Here is an 18,291-nt window from a genome sequence, read left to right on the forward strand (position 1 = left end):
ACCGACCGCGCCCGTCCCGACCCCGTCCAGAGCACGTCCCACCCGCCGCGCCCGTTCCGACCGCCTCCCGGCCCCGCCGACACCTCGCCCGCTCCGACCGCACCCCCGGCCCACCCGCTCCGACCGCCGCCGTCACACCCCGTCCTGTCCCGCGCGACCGCCCCTTCGCCGCCCTCCTCCCTTCCAGCCCTTGGAGGAAAGCCCGATGAGCTCTCTCCCGGCGGACGCGGGCCCGCCCGCCGCCCACCCGGGGGCCGCCGTGATGAGCGTGCTCCAGCGCCTGGGACGTTCCCTGATGCTGCCGATCGCGGTCCTGCCGGCCGCGGGCCTGCTGCTCAGGCTCGGGCAGGACGACCTCCTCGGCAGGACCGACAGCGCCCTGCTCGACGACGTGGCCCGCGTCGTCGGCACCGCGGGCGGCGCCCTGTTCGACAACCTGCCCATCCTGTTCGCGATCGGCGTCGCCATCGGGTTCGCCCGCAAGGCCGACGGCTCCACCGCCCTGGCCGCGCTCGTCGGCTACCTGGTCTTCCACGCCGTCAGCATGAACATGTTCTTCATCCTCTTCGACGCCGACCTGAGGGAGCCCATCACCACGGAGGTGTTCGACAGGGCCGACCCCGGCGTTCCCGAGGCGGTCCTGAACCTCGGCGCGCAGAACCCGACCCGGGTGCTCGGCGGCATCGTGATGGGCCTGGTCTCCGCACTGCTCTGGCAGCGCTACCACCGCACCAAGCTGCCGACCTGGCTGGCCTTCTTCGGCGGGCGCCGCCTGGTGCCGATCCTCACCGCCTTCGCCGGACTGGTGATCGGCGTGCTCCTCGGCCTCGTCTGGCCGGTGCTGGGAGGCTGGGTCCGCGCCTCGGGGACCTGGCTCGCCTCCAACAGCGAGCTCGGCGCCGGGGTCTACGGCATGATCAACCGCGCCCTGCTCCCGCTCGGCATGCACCACATCGTCAACAACGTGATCTGGACCCAGGTCCCCGAGTGCGTGGTCGACGGCAAGAAGCTCGCCGGGGACCTGATCTGCTTCAACAACGGCGCCGTCGGCTACGGCGGCTTCGAGGCCGGCTTCTACCCGGTCCTCATGTTCGGCCTGCCCGCCGCCGCGATCGCCATCTGGCGGGCCGCGCCACCGCACCGCCGCACCGCGGTCGGCTCGATCATGATCTCCGCGGCGCTCACCGCGTTCCTCACCGGGATCACCGAGCCGATCGAGTTCGCCTTCATCTTCGTGGCGCCGGTCCTGTTCGTCATCCACATCGTGCTGACCGGCATCTCCCTGGCCCTCGCCTCCGCCCTGGGCGTCAAACTCGCCTTCAGCTTCTCCTCCGGGCTGATCGACCTCGGCCTGTACGGGACCGCGCCCAACGCCCGGGGGGTACCGATCATCATCGTGATGGGGCTGGTCTACGCGGTGATCTACTACACCGTGTTCAGTTTCCTGATCAGGAAGCTGAACATCATGACCCCCGGCCGCGAGCCCGAGCCCGATGTCGACTCCGGCGAGCCCTCGGCCCCGGCGCGGGGCAGGGCGGACACCGGCCCTCCCGCCACCCGGGAGGCGCACCGCCCTCCCCCCGACCCGACCTCCGCCTGAGCCGCCCTCCCCCTGACGCGACCTCCGCCCGAGGAGGCACGACGCCCTCCTCCCGAGCCTGAGCCGATCCCCGCCGGAGAGGCGCGCCAAGCGGTTTCGGCCGTCCACCGGAGATCACGCCGCCGGCCGCAACCCGCCCCCTCGCGAGGACCGACCGCTCCAACCCGGGGTCACCTTCTCCGCCCAACAGGACGAAGCGACCGGGATTCACCGGAAGTTGGCGGACGGCGTATCTGCGCGGCAGACCGGAAACTCCCTGATATGTCAGTTTCTCCGTCCCCACCGAGCACATCGGAGTTCCCATGTCGCCCCCACGACGTCCGGCCTCGCTCCCCAGGATCGTGCCCTCCCCCGCCGCCGAGCCGCCCTACGACGACGACCGCCCCGCCGGTGACACCCCGGCCATGCCGCCGTACGTGCAGGGCACCCTCGCCCTCGCCCTCGATCCAGGAACGCCGGGCCTCCCGGCCGGGAAACCGCTGGTCTGGGGCTCGCCCGGCGCGGTTCCCGACGAGCGCCGGCTGCGGGCCCTCGCGCAGGCCGTCGCCGAGATCCTGTCCGGCAGGCGCCCTCCGGCGAGCGTCTCCTGCCACATGACCGGCAGGGCCCAGGCCGAGCTGGCGCGGAGCGGGAAGATCATCACCAGCGCGCGGCCACCCCGGGTGGGCCGGGCCCACGTCTCCCAGCCGGAGGACGGGGTGGTGGAGATGTGCGCCGTGGTCGACTGCGGCGACCGCTCGCGCGTCCTGGCGCTGAGGCTGGAACGCAGGGGCGTGCGGTGGCTGTGTACCGAGTTCGAGACGACCCCCGATCCGCGTCCCGTGCGGGGAACGGCTCGCGACACGCCGCCCGGCCACCGGCCCGCGCTCGCCTGAGAGGCCCGGACACGCCGGAGGGCCCGCACCGTGCCGGGTGCGGGCCCTCCTGGCGACGGTCAGACCTCGACGTGCTTGGGGTCGCCGTGGCAGCGCTTGTACTTCTTGCCGGAACCGCAGGGGCACGGGGCGTTGCGCTCGACGTTGCCGTACGCGTCACGCTCGGCCTTGGTGCTGATCCGGGTGTGCTCCACCTCGCCGCTCTCGCCCGGAGCCGTGTACTCCAGCTCGGTGGGACGCTGCGGGCCGCGCAGGCCGCGAGCGATGATCGAGCGGGTCTCCGCGATCGCGGCGTCCTCGGAGTGGTCGTGCTCCTCGACGATCGGGTTGCTCTGCACCTCGACCTCGAGGTTGAACAGGTAGCCGACCGACTCCTCCTTGATGCCCTCGAGCATCTGGGAGAACATCTCGAAGCCCTCGCGCTGGTACTCGATCAGCGGGTCACGCTGGGCCATCGCGCGCAGGCCGATGCCCTCCTGGAGATAGTCCATCTCGTAGAGGTGCTCGCGCCACTTGCGGTCGAGGACCGACAGGATGACGCGGCGTTCCAGCACCCGCATGCCCTCCGGGTCCATGGCCTGGGCGTTGATCTCCTCTTCGCGACGGTCGTAGGCGGCCATCGCGTCGGCCTTGATCCGCTCGTCGAGGAACTCGGCGGTCAGCTCCTCGCGACCCCCGGCCTCCTCGATGAGCTGTTCGGCGGTGATGCTGATGGGGTACAGCTGGCCGAGCGCCTTCCACAGCTTGTCGAGGTCCCACTCCTCGGCGAAGCCCTCGGCGGTGGCGCCCGCGATGTACTCGTCGATCACGTCGTTGACGAAGCCGCGGATCTGCTCGTGCAGGTCCGCGCCCTCCAGCACCCGGTGGCGCTCGGCGTAGATCACCTTGCGCTGCCGGTTCATGACCTCGTCGTACTTCAGAACGTTCTTGCGAATCTCGAAGTTCTGCTGCTCGACCTGGTGCTGGGCGGAGGCGATGGCCTTGGAGACGATGCCCGACTCGATCGGGACGTCGTCGGGGATGTTGAGGCGCGTCATGATCATCTCGACCCTGGCCGAGTTGAACAGGCGCATGAGGTCGTCCTCGAGCGAGAGGTAGAAGCGCGACTCGCCCGGGTCGCCCTGACGGCCGGAACGGCCGCGGAGCTGGTTGTCGATGCGCCGCGACTCGTGCCGCTCGGTGCCCAGCACGTACAGGCCGCCGAGCTCGGTGACCTCGTCGTGCTCGGCCTGCACGGCGGCCCTGGCCTTCTCCAGCGCCTCGCCCCAGGCCTTGTCGTACTCCTCCGGGGTCTCGACCGGGTCGAGGCCGCGGCTGCGCAGCTCCAGGTCGGCGCGGAAGTCGGGGTTGCCGCCGAGCATGATGTCGGTGCCTCGACCGGCCATGTTGGTGGCCACGGTGACGGCGTGCTTGCGGCCCGCCTCGGCGATGATCGCCGCCTCACGGGCGTGGTTCTTGGCGTTGAGGACCTCGTGCTTGACGCCCTTGCGCTTGAGCTCCTTGGCGAGGCGCTCGGACTTGGCGACGCTCGTGGTGCCGACCAGGACCGGCTGCCCCCGCTCGTAGCGCTCCTTGATGTCCTCGACGGTCGCCATGAACTTGGCGTCCTCGGTCTTGTAGACCACGTCGGCCTGGTCCTTGCGGATCATCGGCCGGTTCGTCGGGATCGGGACGACGCCGAGCTTGTAGGTCTGGTGGAACTCGTTGGCCTCGGTCGCCGCGGTGCCGGTCATGCCGGAGAGCGTCTCGTAGAGGCGGAAGTAGTTCTGCAGCGTGATCGTGGCGAGAGTCTGGTTCTCGTCCTTGATCTTGACGCCTTCCTTCGCCTCGATGGCCTGGTGCATGCCCTCGTTGTAGCGGCGGCCGTGCAGGACGCGACCGGTGAACTCGTCGACGATCAGGACCTCGCCGTCGACGACGATGTAGTCCTTGTCCTTCTTGTAGAGCTCCTTGGCCTTCAGCGCGTTGTTGAGGAAGCCGACCAGGTGGGTGTGCTCGGGCTTGTAGAGGTTCTCGATGCCGAGCCAGTCCTCGACCTTCTCCACGCCGGACTCGAAGATGCCGACCGTGCGCTTCTTCTCGTCGACGGCGTAGTCGCCGGTGTTCTCCTCACCGTCCTTGCCCTCGGTGCCCCTGCGGAGCCGGGGGACGATCTTGGAGAACTCGGCGTACCACTTGCCGGACTGCTCGCCGGGACCGGAGATGATCAGCGGCGTCCTGGCCTCGTCGATGAGGATCGAGTCGACCTCGTCGACCACGGCGAAGTGGTGGCCGCGCTGGACGCACTCCTCGAGCGACCACGCCATGTTGTCACGCAGGTAGTCGAAGCCGAACTCGTTGTTCGTGCCGTACGTGATGTCGGCGTTGTACTGCTTGCGGCGCTCGTCGGACGGCATGTTGGCCAGGATCACGCCGACCTCGAGACCGAGGAAGCGATGGATCCGGCCCATCTCGTCGCCGTCACGCTTGGCCAGGTAGTCGTTGACCGTGATGACGTGGACGCCCTTGCCCGAGATGGCGTTGAGGTAGGTGGGCAGCGTGCAGGTGAGGGTCTTGCCCTCACCGGTGCGCATCTCCGAGATGTTGCCCATGTGCAGGTTGGCCCCGCCCATGATCTGCACGTCGAAGTGACGCTTGCCCAGCACGCGCCGGGACGCCTCGCGAACGGTGGCGAAGGCCTCGGGAAGCAGGTCGTCGAGGGACTCACCCTCGGCGTAGCGCTGCTTGTAGTCGTCGGTGAGCGCGCGAAGCTCGGCGTCGGTCAAGCTCGTGAAGTCGTCTTCAATGGAGTTGACCTGGTCGGCGATCCGCTTGAGCTTGCGCAGAAGCTTGCCTTCGCCGGCGCGAAGAATTCTATCGAGAAAGGCTGGCACTTTAGGTAAAGCTCCTCGCAGGTCTTCCACGGCCGGACCGGCCCGGCTGAGGACGAGACATGGTTCTCCGCTGCCATCGTAGGCGGTTCCGCCACCAGACACAGCCACCCTGAAAGACGCTCTTGTGGCCCAGGGAGTTCCTTGCCCGCTTCTTTGAGAGAGTACGACCAGCTTCAGCGGGTATGCCGCTCTTTGTCACGTCCGCGATGAATCCGCGCGGGCGCGTCGCCGTGTCTGGAGGGAGGAGCCGTGATGGCGGAGGACGCGCGTCAGGCGACTGGCGGAACCCACGAGGGCCAGGGGGGTGACGGCGGTCCCGCGGTCCACCAGGGCTCCGGGGGCCACGGGGGCCGGGCGTCGTCCTGGCTGGCGGTGACCGTCATCCTGCTGGGCTTCACCATCGCGGGGGTCGCCCTCTGCCTGGGCCCGAACTGGCCCCTCCTCTGGATGGGCGCGGCGGTCTGCGTCATGGGCGGCATCCTCATGCTGGTCTTCCGCGTCTTCCAGGACATCGTCCTCGAGGCCCCTCGCTCGATGAGCGGCGGAAGCGGACAGGGCGTCCTGGACTGAACGGCCGGCTCGGCGGAGGCACCTCTCCTGAACCGACCGGTCTCCCGAGCCGCCAGGCTGGCTCGACGGAGGCACTTCTCCCGAACCGACCGGCCGACTCGGCGAGGGCACCTCGCTCGACGTGACTTGCCCTAATTCGCCCTGATCACGGACACCCTGACACCGGCGTAGCCTTTTCGTCGGTGTCAGACGCTAGCCTCGGCCCACGACGTGTTGTCTCCCCCTGGGGCGGTCATGCAGCTTTTTCTTTCCTCCGACGAGGCCCGCCGTGTGATCCTCCGCGCCCAGGGGTTCCTGGGCGCGGAGGCCCGGCGAGGCGGCGCCCCCGCTGTCCTGCGCCGCCTCGGGGCCGTCCAGCTGGACACGATCTCCGTGCTGGCCCGCTCCCACGAGCTGGTCGCGTACGCCCGCCTCGGCGCCGTCGGCAGGCAGGAGGTCGAGCGGGCCTACTGGGACGAACCGGCGCGAGCCTTCGAATACTGGTGTCACGCCGCCTGCATCCTCCCGATCGGCGACTGGGCCCTGTACGCCTTCAGGCGGAGATATTTCCGCGCCAGGAAGTTCCGCTGGCACGAGGTGCCCGACAGCGTCGGCAAGGTGCTGAACCTGGTCCGCGAGAGCGGCCCGGTCACCACCGCCGACATCGGCGGCGCCAAGAAGGGCGGCCCGTGGTGGGACTGGTCCGACTCCAAGATCGCCATTGAGTGGCTGCTCGACACCGGCGAGGTCGTCTGCACGCGCAGGGTGGGCTGGCGACGCGTCTACGACCTGGCCGAACGCGCGGTCCCCGCGGATCTGCTGGCCGAGGAGCTCTCCGACGCCGAGTGCGTCACCCGCCTCGCCGGGATCGCCGGGGTCGCGCTCGGCGTGGCCACCCGCGCCGACCTCGTCGACTTCCTGCGCCTGAAGGCGCCCGAGGCGCGGCTGCTCGACGCGTGCCTGCTCGACGGTTCCACCGGGCTGGTGCCCGTCCGCGTCGCCGGGTGGCCCGAGCGGGCCGCCGACGCCTGGGCCGACCCGGCCGCGCTGGAGACCGAGCCCAGGGGCCGCCACCGCACGACCCCGCTCTCCCCGTTCGACTCCCTTGTCTGGGACCGTGCCCGCACCGCCCGCGTCTTCGGCTTCAACCACCGCCTCGAGGCGTACGTGCCCAAGGAGAAGCGCGTCCACGGTTACTTCACGATGCCGGTGCTGGCCGGGGGCAGGCTGATCGGGCGTATCGACCCGGCGCGCGAGGGGGCGACGCTGGTGGCCCGCCAGGTGAGCCTCGAACCCGGCGTCCCGCCGGGCAGGGGGGCCGTATCGCTGGCCGGCGCCCTCTGGGAGGCCGCGAGCTGGGTCGGCTGCGAGGCCGTCCGGGTCGAGCGCGTCGATTCCCTCCTGGCCGGCCCTCTCCAGGACGCCCTGCGCCGGAACGCTCCCTGAGCGGGAAGGATCCCGCCGGACCGGGTCGTTTCCCGAACCGGGACGACCTGTCCGGCCGAGCCGCCCCCGGAGCCGGAACGCCGGGCCGGGAGGCCCGTCCGCGACATCGGCTCGGGACACCTGTCCCGAGCCGGAGTGCGGTGACCGCCGGACGGTCACCGCACCGGCCGCGTGTCAGGTGATCTCGAGCATCCGCTCGCGGACCGCGTAGACCACCGCCTCCATCCTGGAGTGAAGCTGAAGCTTGTCCAGGATGTTTCTGACGTGGTTCTTCACGGTGTTCTCCGAGATGAACAGCTGCTTGGCGATCTCGCGGTTGTTCATCCCCTTCGCGACGAGGCGGAGCACCTCCATCTCCCGTTCGGTCAGGCGTGGAACGGGGAGTTGCGGGGGCCGCTCGGCCTCCTTGCGGCTCATGTTGGCGAACTCGCTGATCAGTTTGGCGGCCATAGCCGGGTTGATCAGCGACTGTCCTTCGTGGACGCCGCGGACGGCTTCCGGGACCTCGTCGAGCTGGACGTTCTTCAGCAGGTAGCCGGTGGCGCCCGCCTTGATCGCCTCGAAGAGATCCTCCTCCTCGTCACTCACCGTCAACATGATGATCCGCGTGCTCGGCACCGAGGCCTTGATTTCACGAGTGGCCTCGATACCGCTCCTCCGTGGCATCCGGACGTCCATGAGCATGACATCCGGAGTGAGGCGGTCGGCGAGTTCGACCGCTTCCTGTCCGTCGCTCGCCTCGCCGACAACCTCGATGTCCGTCTCCGCTGCCAGCGCCATCTCCAGGCTGCGGCGGATCAGCGCGTGATCGTCAACGATCAGCACGCGGATCGGTTCGCCGCGTCCGGTCGGGCCGGTTGCGTCGTCGGGTTCCGTCACGCCTCCTCCTCGGGGGGCCAGAGCCGGTGGACCGCCATGATTACACGGGTTTCATGGTCCTCGGTTGGTCGGAGAGGATCTTCGAATGCGTTCGTCAGGGCTCAACGAGCCGCAGCACGCCGTAGTTGTACCCCTGTCGGAGGTATACGACGCTCGGCTGCCCGCTCTCCTTGTCACGGAAGAGATAGAAATCGTGTCCCACCAGTTCCATCTCAAGAAGTGCCTGATCGATCGTGATCGGATCGGCCTCGTGGAACTTCTCCCTGACCATCAGCGGCCCGTCTCCATCCATCTGGATCGGGATGATGGTCTCGTCCTCTGGAACATCGGCCTCGGCCTGGGACTCGGCCGGCGACTGTTCGGTGAGCAGGTCGGCCGGGGCGCTCTCGAACGATTCGGCGAGCGCGGTGGCCGTCAGCTCCGCGACCGACGGAGGGCAGTGGTTTCCGTGATGGATCTTCCTGCGATCGGCGAGACGCCGCAGCCGTCCCTCGAGTTTGCCGAGTGCGATGTCAAGGGCGGCGAAACGGTCGTCGGCCGAAGCCTCCGCCCGGACCGCGGGACCACGTGAATGGATCGTGAGCTCGACTCGCTCTCGCTGGTCGACGATACGGGGATTACGTTCCTTGGACACCTCCACGTCAACGCGAATGAGCTTGTGGTCCAAACGCTCGATCCTGGCCAGCTTGGTGTTCACGTGGTCACGGAATCGGTCACTCACTCCGGTGTGCCGACCCTTGACGATGATCTCCATGCACAGCCCCCCTTCGAATCTCGACGGTGGTATTGCGGCACCCGCTCGGCCGACCTGGTCTTCGTCCCCACATCCGCCTGCTGAGGGTTTCGCAGCTCTTTGCCACTACATGCCCTTCTCTTCTGGCAAGGAACATCTGGCTCCTTGGGAAGGCAGGACTTACCTCTAAGCCGCACCGTGATCGATCGACGAAAAGTCGTCTTACGTGGACCGTTTGGCCTGCGGCTGGCATCGGCTAGCCGGGCCGGCCTCCTCGCGGAGGTCGGTCCGGTGCAACCACGGACCCGAGCGGGTGCCATGGCTCAGACGCTATCCGCATCCTGGCCGAATGTCAGCCTGACGATCGGCCAAAGGATCACTTTGCGTAATTCACAGCCGGGTGGCCGGCCCCCTGGTCCCTTGCGCCCGCGGGTGAGCGACATCACAGGCGAGGGCTTCTCGCGTTCGTTGAACAGCCGGAAAGCACCGCGGGACAGTGAGGTGTGGCTTCCGGGTGAGGCCGGAACCGGGGCGCGTTCTCACCCTCCGTCACGGTCGCCAGTTTTGGATCTTCGGCGTGTCGCGGCGACCGTGGCGGCGAGGGACGGCGTCACCCCCGCCTCGCGCATCGCCCTGGCGGCCTCCGCGAGCGTCGCACCGGTGGTGACGATGTCGTCGACCAGCACAATCGCCTCCGTACCGCCCCAGGAGCGCGGCACGGGCGCGTTGCGACCGACCGTGACCGTGAAGGCGGTGGACAGATTCGCGGCCCGCTGGAGGGAGCTCAGCCCCGCCTGGTCGGCGACGCGGCGGCGCTGGGAGAGAACCCTCGCCACGCTCGCGGGCCAGCCGGCCTGGCGGAGGTAACCGGCCGCCAGCCCCGCGAGCCGGGCCACCGGATCGTGCCCGCGGCGCCTCAGGGCCGGCCGTGCACTGGGCACCGGCACCAGCAGCACCGGCCGCTCGCCGACCGCCGTGGCGACCGCGAGGGCGAGGGCCCCGGCCAGGGGAGGAGCGAGGGCCGTGCGACCGCGCTCCTTGTAGGCGATGATCGCCCGCCGCACGGCGGGGGTGTATTCGGCCGCCGACCAGCACTCGGGCAGGCCGGGCGGGACGGGGTCGGGCATCCGGAGGGCGGGCGCTCCATGAAGCTCCGCCGCGCATCGGGGACAGACGAGGGCGCCCGGCGCGTCGCATCCGGCGCAGCGGGGCGGCAGGATCAGGTCGAGCATGGCGATCGTCACGGATCCAAGGTTTCAGATGGCACCGACAAAAAGCCCAGTCCAGAGTACCGGAGGGGGGTTCGGTGCCCGTGGGGAGGCGGCGGCCGGCCCCGCCCGGTGCCGGGGTGGCCCTCCCCGGAGAACGCCTCGACCCAGGGCGAAGGCCACGCACCGGCGAGCCCGCCGGGTTCAGCCCAGGGGGAAGGCCGGGGAGGAGGGGCCGTTCTCGGTGAAGTCCGTGGTCCCGGTCTCGTTCTTGATCAGCGGCTCCCACTTGGTGGAGTTCCAGAACAGGACCTGCCGGTCGCCCTGCTCGTCCCTGGCCCCGGCGAGCAGGGTGCCGTCCAGGGCGGTGATGCTCTCGATCCGCGAGTCGAAGGGCAGGGACTTGGGCTCGGCGGTGACCGAGGCCTCGAGCAGCTCCGACTTGCCGGTGAGCGCGTACAGGGTCTTGCCGTCCTTCCAGGCGATGTCCTTGATCGTCCGGTTGCCGTCGGTGTCGACCACGGTCTGGAGGTTGGCGATGCGGGTGCTCTCCCGATTCCCGATGACGGTGCCGACCTGGACCTGCTCGCCCAGCCCGTCCCTGACGACCACCGCGACGTGCACGCCGTCCCGCGCGACCTTGAGCGACTCGATGTAGAACGTCTCCAGGTCGGGGGCGGACACCCGGTACCGGTGCTTGTTGTCGCCGTCGTGCCGGGTGATGACCGAGGTGTGATCGTTGGGCCGGTCGACCGTCCAGAGCGTGTGGTAGCGGTCCCAGGCCGGCGGGGCGAGGGAGACCCCCGTGGCCCACACCCGCCACTCGCCGCCCGCGGCGAGCGGCGCGACGGAGACGCTCCTGTCCCCCTCGGAGAGGGCCGCCACCTGCTGCAGGGGCTGGCCGCTGATCGCGGGGCGGGTGAGCCCGACCCCCTTCTGGCCGGCCCTGCCCGGCACGATCCGTCCGACGTTCTCCTTGTCCAGCAGCCGCAGCGCGCCGTCGGCGAGATAGAACGGGTGGACGGCGTCGGGGGTCGTCCAGGGGTCGAAGTTCGACTGCTCCTGGGCGTCGATCTGGAGGGGCGCGTCGGGATAGTACGGCTCGCCGTTCACCTTGACCTCGAAGCCCCAGCCGCCCTTGGTGAGCGCGGCGAGGGTCGCGGCGAGCTGGGCCGACATCGGGTCGATCAGATCGGAGTCCACCCGCCTGGTGAGGTCGACGACGACCCTGTTGTTCTCGATGGTGACGTCGATGAGCTCGGTGTCGGTGAAGGCGGTGCGCACCGCGTCCTTGAGGGAGCTGCTCGGCCCCCGCAGCAGCCGCTCGACCGTCGTCTTGGCGAAGTTGGAGCCCGGGTCGATCGGCACCCGTACCTGGTCGACCACCAACCCCTTCCACTGGGAGTCGAGGAAGTACAGGTCCACGGGCAGGTAGCCGCGGGCGACGTCGGCCTCGGACAGCAGGAGGCCGTCGGGGGCCATGCTGATGCGCCACTGGCCGTCGGCTCCCCTGGCGAGCGTGAAGGGCTGGTTCAGCGGGCCACCGCTCGGACGGTATCGACCATCCTGGTCAATGATGGCGGTTTTGGTGCCCTTAAGTGTGACCTGAGCCTGCTTGTCCTCATCCGTGAGGGGAGCGAACTTCTCGTAGTCGCCCTGCCGGTAGACCGTGACGCCGCTGCGCGGGTTCCACTTGGCGGCGAAGTCGCCGGTGAGGTATTTGCGGGCCACCTGGAAGTCGGGGTCGTCGGGGCTCGCCATGGCCGCGCGGAAGCCGGTGACGACCTCCTCGGGCGACCAGCCGGCCTTCGGCGGCATGGCGATGACCCGCGCGTACGGGTCGCCCAGCGGGCTGCCCTTGCGCTCGTTGTCCACCGCGACGACGGACTTGCCGCCGGTGGGGATGACCGAACAGGCGGTCATCCCGTAGACCAGGGCGATCGCCAGGAGCACCGTCCCCGCGTTCCGCGCGCCCGCCCTCAGCACCGGCCCGCGCCCGTGTCGCCTCCCGTCGGTCCGGGACCGCGCCGCGCCTCCTCCCGGCACCGGCCCGTACCGCGCCTCGCGGATCCCGGGCCGCGCGGCGCCCCTCGCCGGCTCCGGCCGGCGTCGCGCCCGTTCGGTTCTAGTCCGCATCGCGTCCCCCGTCGGCCACCGCCGGCGACAGCACCGGCGTCACGTGCCCTCGCCACGTGCGTCGCATCTCGACCTCCGGGGGTACGAGCGGCAGGGGCGAGCCCCTGAGCACCGCCCCGGCCACCCTGGGCAGCGAGAGCCGGAACTGCGACCCCTCGCCGTGCGAGCCCCACGCCTGGAGCCAGCCGCCGTGCAGGATGGCGTCCTCGCGGGAGATGGCCAGCCCCAGGCCCGTGCCGCCGATCGTGCGCGCCCGGGACGGGTCGGCCCGCCAGAACCGGTCGAACACCAGGTTCTCCTCGCCGGGTTTCAATCCCACCCCGTGGTCCCGTACGGCCACCGCCACCGCGTCCCTGTCGGCGGCGACCGAGACGATGACGTCGCGGCCCTCGCCGTGCTCGATCGCGTTGAACAGCAGGTTGCGCAGGATGCGCTCGACCCGGCGGCTGTCCATCTCCGCCATGCACGGCTCGCCGGGAAGGCGCAGGTCGAAGCGGGTGGAGTGGCGCTCGGCCAGCGCCTCGGAGTCGGCGACGGCGCGGAGCACCACGTCCCTGACGTCCACCGGGTCGACGTCGAGGTCGGCCGCGCCCGCGTCGTAGCGGCTGATCTCCAGGAGGTCGGCGAGCATCGCCTCGAACCGGTTGAGCTGGTTCTGCATCAGCTCGGCCGACCTGGCCGCCATCGGGTCGAAGTCCTCGCGGGCGTCGAAGAGCAGGTCGGCGGCCATCCGCACGGTGGTCAGCGGGGTGCGCAGCTCGTGCGAGACGTCCGAGACGAACTGGCGCTGCACCTGGGAGAGCTCCTCCAGCTGATGGATCTTCAATGCCAGGTTGGCTGCCATCTCGTTGAAGGAGGTGGCCAGGCGGGCCAGGTCGTCCTCTCCCCGCACCTTCAGCCGCTCGTCCAGGCGTCCGGCGGCGAGCCGCTCGGCGGCCTGCCTGGCCAGCCGCACCGGCGTGACGACCTGGCGGGTGACCAGGGAGGAGATCGCGGCCAGCAGCAGTACGAGCCCGGCGCCGACGAGGATGATCATTTGCTGCACCGAGGCGAGAGTCTGCTCCTCCCTGTCCAGCGGGACCAGGTGGTAGATCTCGTACGACGAGTCGAGGCGGGTGCCGATGATCATTCCGGGCACCGGCTGCTCGGGCTGCCCCTTGTAGTACAGCGGGGTGTACCAGGTGCTGTCCTCGCCCGCCTCCTTCTTGAACAGCTCCTCGCGCTGCCTGGGCGGGATGCTGCGGGGGTCGATGTCCGTGGTCCCGTAGAACGCCCCGGGCAGCGCCTCGTTCCGGATGATCACCGAGTAGCGGCTGGCCGAGCCCGCGCGCCGCGCGAGCGCCTCCGTGGCCTGACCGAGCGGGCTGCCTCCCGCCGCCTGCGGCGCCTGGCCGGGCTCGACGGGCTGCTTGGCGGCCTCGGCCGCCGGCTGGCTGAGATAACCGAGCACCGCGTTCCTGTCGGCCTGCGCCTCACTCTTGGCCGCACTCTCCCTGGTCTCCAGGGTGGTCCTGATGATCTGCTGCATGAGGAAGACGCCGAGCACGGCGACGACCACGATGGAGATGACCATCGTGCTGGTGACCACGCGCAGCTGGAGCGAACGCCAGAAGACGCGGCGCGCCCGGCCGGCCACGCGCCGGGTGCGGCGCCGCACACCCCGCAGCAGCTGGCGCGGGGTGCGACGGCGTTTCTTCGGTGCGGGAGGCATCTCGGGGTCCGGGGGAGGTCGGCGGCTAGGCCGGTCCGGCCTTGTAGCCGACCCCGCGGACCGTCACGACGATCTCGGGGTGCTCGGGGTCCTTCTCGATCTTCGCCCGGAGCCGCTGGACGTGCACGTTGACCAGGCGGGTGTCGGCCGCGTGGCGGTAGCCCCAGACCTGTTCGAGCAGGACCTCGCGGGTGAAGACCTGGCGCGGCTTCCTGGCGAGGGCGACCAGCAGGTCGAACTCCAGCGGGGTGAGGTTGATGGTCTCCTCCTCCCGCTTGACCGAGTGCCCGGCGACGTCGATCGTGATGTCGCCGATCTGCAGGATCTCCGGCGTCGGCTCGTCGGTGCGGCGCAACCGGGCGCGGACCCTGGCGACGAGCTCCTTGGGCTTGAAGGGCTTGACGATGTAGTCGTCGGCCCCCGACTCCAGCCCGAGCACCACGTCGATGGTGTCGCTCTTGGCCGTCAGCATGACGATCGGCACCCCGGACTCGGCCCTGATGCGCCGGCAGACGTCGATCCCGTCGGCACCGGGCAGCATCAGGTCGAGCAGGACCAGGTCCGGCCGGGTGTCGCGGAACGCGTCGAGCGCCTTGTCACCGTCGGAGACGAAGGAGGGTTCGAAGCCCTCCCCGCGCAGCACGATACCGAGCATCTCGGCGAGAGCGGCGTCGTCGTCGACGACCAGCACGCGTCCTTTCATGGCCCCTCATTCGGTTTACGCAGTTCGGGAGTTATTGGGATAAACCGCTCGATCGTCGAAGATTACCCTTGTCCGCCTACTGGATGACACCGGTCGACGACCGGGCGTCCAAATGACGAATTTTAAGCGCACGCAACGTGAAACGCGCAGTGGTGCCCCCCCACGGCCGCCGCCGGCCCCGGCGACTGCGGACGCCGGGCGGTGATGACCACGGTCACAGTCTGCGGTAAACCAAGGCGTCTCGGCCATCCCTCCGCCATCTCCGCCGCTCTCGGGAAGGATGAAACGTTCGCGTGATCGCCCGATCACCACGGATGGCGGGTCCACATGTCAGGATTGGGATATGTCAGACGGTCACGGCTCCACTCCCGGCGCTCCCGACACGCCCCCCGGCTGGGCGTCCAACCAACCTCCGCCGTACGGAAACGCCCCGGGATCGCCGTGGACCGCGCCCGGACCGGCGTCCGGCACTCCCCAGGGCCCGCCCCAGGGGTTCCCGCCGGGCCCTCCGCCGGGCCCCGGGCAGCCCTACGGCCAGGCGCCGTACCAGCAGCCGTACCAGCAGCCGTACCAGCAGGGCCCCTACGGCGCGAGCGCGCCGCCCCCCGCGATGCGCCCCGGCATCATCCCGCTGCGCCCGCTCGGCCTGGGCGACATCCTCGACGGCGCGATCAAGCTGATGCGCTCCAACCCCAAAAGCGTCCTGGGCCTGTCGGCGATCGCCGCCGCGCTGGGCGCGATCCCCCTGGCGGTCGGGCAGGCGATCATGCTCACCTCTCTCGCCCCGATCGTGGAGAACCCGGCGGCGGCCCCTCCCGAGGCGAGTTTCCTCACCCAGTACGGCGGCAGCCTGCTCTCCTTCGCGGTCCAGTTCGTCGCGGTGACGCTGCTGACCGGCGTGCTGACCCGCATCCTGGGCCGCGCGGTGTTCGGCGGCAAGATGACGGCCGGCGAGGCCTGGACGCTGACCCGCAACCGGGTGCCCACCCTGTTCGGGCTGGTCGTCGTCAACCTCGTGATCCTGCTCGTCCCGATGGCCCTGATCATCGGCCTGTTCCTCGCTCTCGGCGCGGCCGGGGCCGGGGTCTCCGCGGTGGCGGTCGTGGGCGTGGTGGCGCTGCTGGCCTACGTGGTCTACGCCTTCTTCGTCACCACCCGGCTGCTGCTCGCCCCGGCGGCCGCGGTGCTGGAGCGGCGCGGCGTCGTCGACTCCCTGCGCAGGTCCTGGCACCTGGTCTCGGGCGGCTTCTGGCGGACGCTCGGCATCATGATCCTCACCCAGATCATCGCCTTCCTGGTCGGCCAGGTGCTCGCCTTCCCCTTCGTCCTGGGCGGAAGTTTCTTCGCCATCCTCGGCGGGGGCTCCACCGGCGCGCAGATCGCCTCGGCGGTCCTCATCGCCGTGGGCGTCACCCTCGGCTCCATGATCACCTATCCCTTCCAGGCGGGGGTGAACGGCCTGCTCTACGCCGACCGGCGGATGCGCTCCGAGGCTTTCGACCTGGTGCTCCAGACCGCGGCGATCGAGCAGCGGCGGCAGGGATGGGTCCACGCGTCGGCCGACGACCTGTGGGATCCCTCCGTCACGCCCGGAGGCCCCACCCGGCACGGGTCCCCCGACCAGGGAGCCCCGTGGTCCCACTCCTGACGTCCCCGATCGACGTCGAGCGCGAAGAGGCGCGGCGCCAGGCGATCCAGGAGCTGCTCAGACCCGAGTACGCCAAGGAGTCCCTGGTCGACCGCCTCTGGCGGAGCGTCAACCAGTTCCTCGGCGACCTGCTCGACCAGGAGTCCCTGGGCGCCGCCGGCAGCGTGGCGGCGCGGGCGGCCCTCCTGGTGATCGTGATCGGGATCGTCGTCGCGCTGCTCCTGATCGCCCGCAGGACCGCCGGGGGCGGCGCCTCCCGCGCGGAGGGGATCTTCGGAGACCGCCGCCTCACCGCCGCCGAGCACCGCGAGGCCGCCGAGCGGCTGGCGGCGGAGAGCCGGTGGGCCGAGGCGGTCCGCGAGCGGCTCCGGGCCGTCGCCCGCGATCTGGAGGATCGCGTGATCATCGACTCCACGCCGGGCCGTACCGCCGGTGAGCTGGCCGTCGAGGCCGGTCGCGCGCTGCCCGCGCTCGCCGCCGAGCTGGCCTCCGCGGCCCGGGTGTTCGACGACGTGACCTACGGCGAGGTGCCCGGCACGCCCGAGGCGTACGGGATCATGCGCGACCTCGACGATCACCTGCGCGCGGCCCGCCCGGCGCCCGTCGTACGGGCGGACGCGCCATGAACCCCGCCGCGCCCGGACAGCGGGGATCCACCGCCCCCGAGGCCTCCGCCGAGGCCGTCCCCGGGACCTCCGGGCGGACCGGCTCGCGGGACTCCGCGACGACCTCCACCTCGCCGACCGCCGCCGGCCTCTGGCGCGGCGGCAGGGGCGCCCTCCTGGTGGCGCTCCTCGTGGTCGCCGTCGCCGTCGCCGGCGTGCTGCTCGGCGGCTCCGGCGGGCCGGGCAGCACCCTCGACCCCGCCGGCACCTCGCTGTCGGGAGGCAAGGGCCTGGCCAGGCTGCTGCAGGCGCGGGGCGTGCGGATCGAGCGGGTCACCTCGGTCTCCGAGGCCGCGGCGCTGGCCGGGCAGGCGGGTCCCGCGGGCAGCACCCTGCTGGTGAGCCCGGACTTCCCGCTCGACGAGGACGAGGCGGAACGCCTCGCCGCGCTGCCCTCGGACCTGCTGGTGGCGGGCGTGCGAACCCACCTGGACGTGCTCGCGCCGGGAGTGGTCCCGATGCGGGAGGCGCGGGCGCGCTCCCGCGAGCCCCGGTGCGGGCTGCCGGCCGCGGCGAGGGCGGGCAGCGCCTACGCCGGCGGCGTGGCCCTCACCCCGCCTCCCGGGTCGATCGGCTGCTACCCCGCGAACGGGGTGCCCACCCTGGTCTCCCACAGCGGCGCGGGCCGGACGGTCACCGTCGCGGGCGACGGGCAGTTCATGACCAACCTGCGGCTCGCCGAGGACGGCAACGCCGCGCTGGCGACGAACCTCGCCGGCGGGCGGCCCACCCTGATCTGGCTGACCGCCCCCGAGACCGCCTCCCCCGCGGGCGGCGGCGGCAAGGCGGGCTTCTACGACCTGGTCCCCGAGGGGGTCAAATGGGCCGTGGTACAGGTACTCGTCGCGGTGCTGCTGCTGGCACTCTGGCGGGGCCGCAGGCTCGGCCCCGTGGTGGCCGAGCGGCTGCCCGTCGTCGTGCGGGCGGCCGAGACCGTCGAGGGACGTGCCAGGCTCTACCGCGCGCGGCGGGCCCGCGACCGGGCCGCCGCGGCGTTGCGGGCGGGCTTCGCCGACCGGGTCACCCCCCGCCTCGGGCTGCCCTCGGGGACGGGACCCGACGCGCTGGTGAACGCGATCGCCGAGCGGACCGGCCAGGCGGCGTCGCACGTGGGCGCCGCCCTGTACGGACCGCCGCCGGTCGACGAGGCGGGGCTGGTAGCCCTGGCCGAATACATGGACATCGTGGAAAGGCAGGTCGGAAAGTCGTGACCACACCACCGGGGAACGGCGGTCCCGCCGAGGCGACCTCCGTCGTCAGGACCG

General features: G+C 70.8%; 14 protein-coding genes. 7 read left to right on the forward strand and 7 right to left on the reverse strand.

Annotated features, from left to right (window positions below; genetic code table 11):
• Nucleotides 1–205: 205 nt before the first annotated feature.
• Nucleotides 206–1,600, forward strand: coding sequence for a PTS transporter subunit EIIC (locus tag ACVCAG_RS15855; RefSeq protein WP_440084102.1), 1,395 nt, complete (start codon nucleotides 206–208; stop codon nucleotides 1,598–1,600).
• A gap of 302 nt (nucleotides 1,601–1,902) precedes the next feature.
• Nucleotides 1,903–2,475 (forward strand): Rv3235 family protein, encoded by a 573-nt coding sequence (locus ACVCAG_RS15860; protein WP_440084103.1) that lies wholly within the window; start codon nucleotides 1,903–1,905, stop codon nucleotides 2,473–2,475.
• Between the two features lie 59 nt (nucleotides 2,476–2,534).
• On the opposite strand, the gene secA is transcribed toward ACVCAG_RS15860, so the two are convergent.
• Nucleotides 2,535–5,348 (reverse strand): preprotein translocase subunit SecA, encoded by a 2,814-nt coding sequence (gene secA, locus ACVCAG_RS15865; protein ID WP_440084104.1) that lies wholly within the window; start codon nucleotides 5,346–5,348, stop codon nucleotides 2,535–2,537.
• Nucleotides 5,349–5,600: 252 nt separating this feature from the next.
• Here secA and ACVCAG_RS15870 point away from each other — a divergent pair, with 252 nt between their 5' ends.
• Both ACVCAG_RS15870 and ACVCAG_RS15875 read left to right on the forward strand, forming a co-directional pair.
• Nucleotides 5,601–5,918, forward strand: coding sequence for an HGxxPAAW family protein (locus ACVCAG_RS15870; RefSeq protein WP_440084105.1), 318 nt, complete (start codon nucleotides 5,601–5,603; stop codon nucleotides 5,916–5,918).
• A 234-nt stretch (nucleotides 5,919–6,152) separates the two neighbouring features.
• Nucleotides 6,153–7,343, forward strand: a complete 1,191-nt coding sequence (locus ACVCAG_RS15875) for a DNA glycosylase AlkZ-like family protein (protein ID WP_440084106.1) — start codon at nucleotides 6,153–6,155, stop codon at nucleotides 7,341–7,343.
• Between the two features lie 174 nt (nucleotides 7,344–7,517).
• On the opposite strand, the gene ACVCAG_RS15880 is transcribed toward ACVCAG_RS15875, so the two are convergent.
• From ACVCAG_RS15880 to mtrA, 6 genes are all read right to left on the reverse strand, one after another.
• Nucleotides 7,518–8,222: a response regulator transcription factor gene (locus ACVCAG_RS15880; RefSeq protein ID WP_329090540.1), complete on the reverse strand. Its 705-nt coding sequence runs from the start codon at nucleotides 8,220–8,222 to the stop codon at nucleotides 7,518–7,520.
• 94 nt (nucleotides 8,223–8,316) lie between these two features.
• A complete protein-coding gene (hpf, locus tag ACVCAG_RS15885; RefSeq protein WP_440084107.1) occupies nucleotides 8,317–8,976 on the reverse strand; it encodes a ribosome hibernation-promoting factor, HPF/YfiA family in 660 nt (219 codons plus the stop codon).
• 518 nt (nucleotides 8,977–9,494) lie between these two features.
• Complete coding sequence (locus tag ACVCAG_RS15890; RefSeq protein ID WP_440084108.1) at nucleotides 9,495–10,199, reverse strand: phosphoribosyltransferase family protein; 705 nt, start codon at nucleotides 10,197–10,199, stop codon at nucleotides 9,495–9,497.
• A 168-nt stretch (nucleotides 10,200–10,367) separates the two neighbouring features.
• On the reverse strand, nucleotides 10,368–12,149 hold the full coding sequence (locus ACVCAG_RS15895) for an LpqB family beta-propeller domain-containing protein (protein ID WP_440084109.1): 1,782 nt from the start codon (nucleotides 12,147–12,149) through the stop codon (nucleotides 10,368–10,370).
• Nucleotides 12,150–12,288: 139 nt separating this feature from the next.
• Nucleotides 12,289–14,010, reverse strand: coding sequence for an MtrAB system histidine kinase MtrB (mtrB, locus tag ACVCAG_RS15900; protein WP_440084110.1), 1,722 nt, complete (start codon nucleotides 14,008–14,010; stop codon nucleotides 12,289–12,291).
• 25 nt (nucleotides 14,011–14,035) lie between these two features.
• Entirely contained in the window at nucleotides 14,036–14,713 is a 678-nt protein-coding gene (gene mtrA / locus ACVCAG_RS15905; RefSeq protein ID WP_030907316.1) for an MtrAB system response regulator MtrA, read from the reverse strand.
• A 343-nt stretch (nucleotides 14,714–15,056) separates the two neighbouring features.
• Here mtrA and ACVCAG_RS15910 point away from each other — a divergent pair, with 343 nt between their 5' ends.
• From ACVCAG_RS15910 to ACVCAG_RS15920, 3 genes are read left to right on the forward strand one after another with little or no spacing between them, the layout of a single operon-like run.
• Entirely contained in the window at nucleotides 15,057–16,361 is a 1,305-nt protein-coding gene (locus ACVCAG_RS15910; protein WP_440084111.1) for a hypothetical protein, read from the forward strand.
• Nucleotides 16,346–16,987 (forward strand): DUF4129 domain-containing protein, encoded by a 642-nt coding sequence (locus tag ACVCAG_RS15915; RefSeq protein ID WP_440084112.1) that lies wholly within the window; start codon nucleotides 16,346–16,348, stop codon nucleotides 16,985–16,987. The genes ACVCAG_RS15910 and ACVCAG_RS15915 overlap by 16 nt, the downstream gene beginning before the upstream one ends.
• Complete coding sequence (locus ACVCAG_RS15920; RefSeq protein ID WP_440084113.1) at nucleotides 16,984–18,237, forward strand: DUF4350 domain-containing protein; 1,254 nt, start codon at nucleotides 16,984–16,986, stop codon at nucleotides 18,235–18,237. The genes ACVCAG_RS15915 and ACVCAG_RS15920 overlap by 4 nt, the downstream gene beginning before the upstream one ends.
• Nucleotides 18,238–18,291: the final 54 nt, after the last annotated feature.

This window comes from Streptosporangium sp. G12 (assembly GCF_052983175.1).

What these genes read in the sequence shown, in the direction of transcription:
- ACVCAG_RS15855 (WP_440084102.1), top strand. Translation starts at nt 206, where the DNA reads ATGAGCTCTCTCCCGGCGGACGCGGGCCCGCCCGCCGCCCACCCGGGG.
- ACVCAG_RS15860 (WP_440084103.1), top strand. Translation starts at nt 1,903, where the DNA reads ATGTCGCCCCCACGACGTCCGGCCTCGCTCCCCAGGATCGTGCCCTCC.
- ACVCAG_RS15870 (WP_440084105.1), top strand. Translation starts at nt 5,601, where the DNA reads ATGGCGGAGGACGCGCGTCAGGCGACTGGCGGAACCCACGAGGGCCAG.
- ACVCAG_RS15875 (WP_440084106.1), top strand. Translation starts at nt 6,153, where the DNA reads ATGCAGCTTTTTCTTTCCTCCGACGAGGCCCGCCGTGTGATCCTCCGC.
- hpf (WP_440084107.1), bottom strand. Translation starts at nt 8,976, where the DNA reads ATGGAGATCATCGTCAAGGGTCGGCACACCGGAGTGAGTGACCGATTC.
- mtrB (WP_440084110.1), bottom strand. Translation starts at nt 14,010, where the DNA reads ATGCCTCCCGCACCGAAGAAACGCCGTCGCACCCCGCGCCAGCTGCTG.
- mtrA (WP_030907316.1), bottom strand. Translation starts at nt 14,713, where the DNA reads ATGAAAGGACGCGTGCTGGTCGTCGACGACGACGCCGCTCTCGCCGAG.
- ACVCAG_RS15910 (WP_440084111.1), top strand. Translation starts at nt 15,057, where the DNA reads ATGTCAGACGGTCACGGCTCCACTCCCGGCGCTCCCGACACGCCCCCC.
- ACVCAG_RS15920 (WP_440084113.1), top strand. Translation starts at nt 16,984, where the DNA reads ATGAACCCCGCCGCGCCCGGACAGCGGGGATCCACCGCCCCCGAGGCC.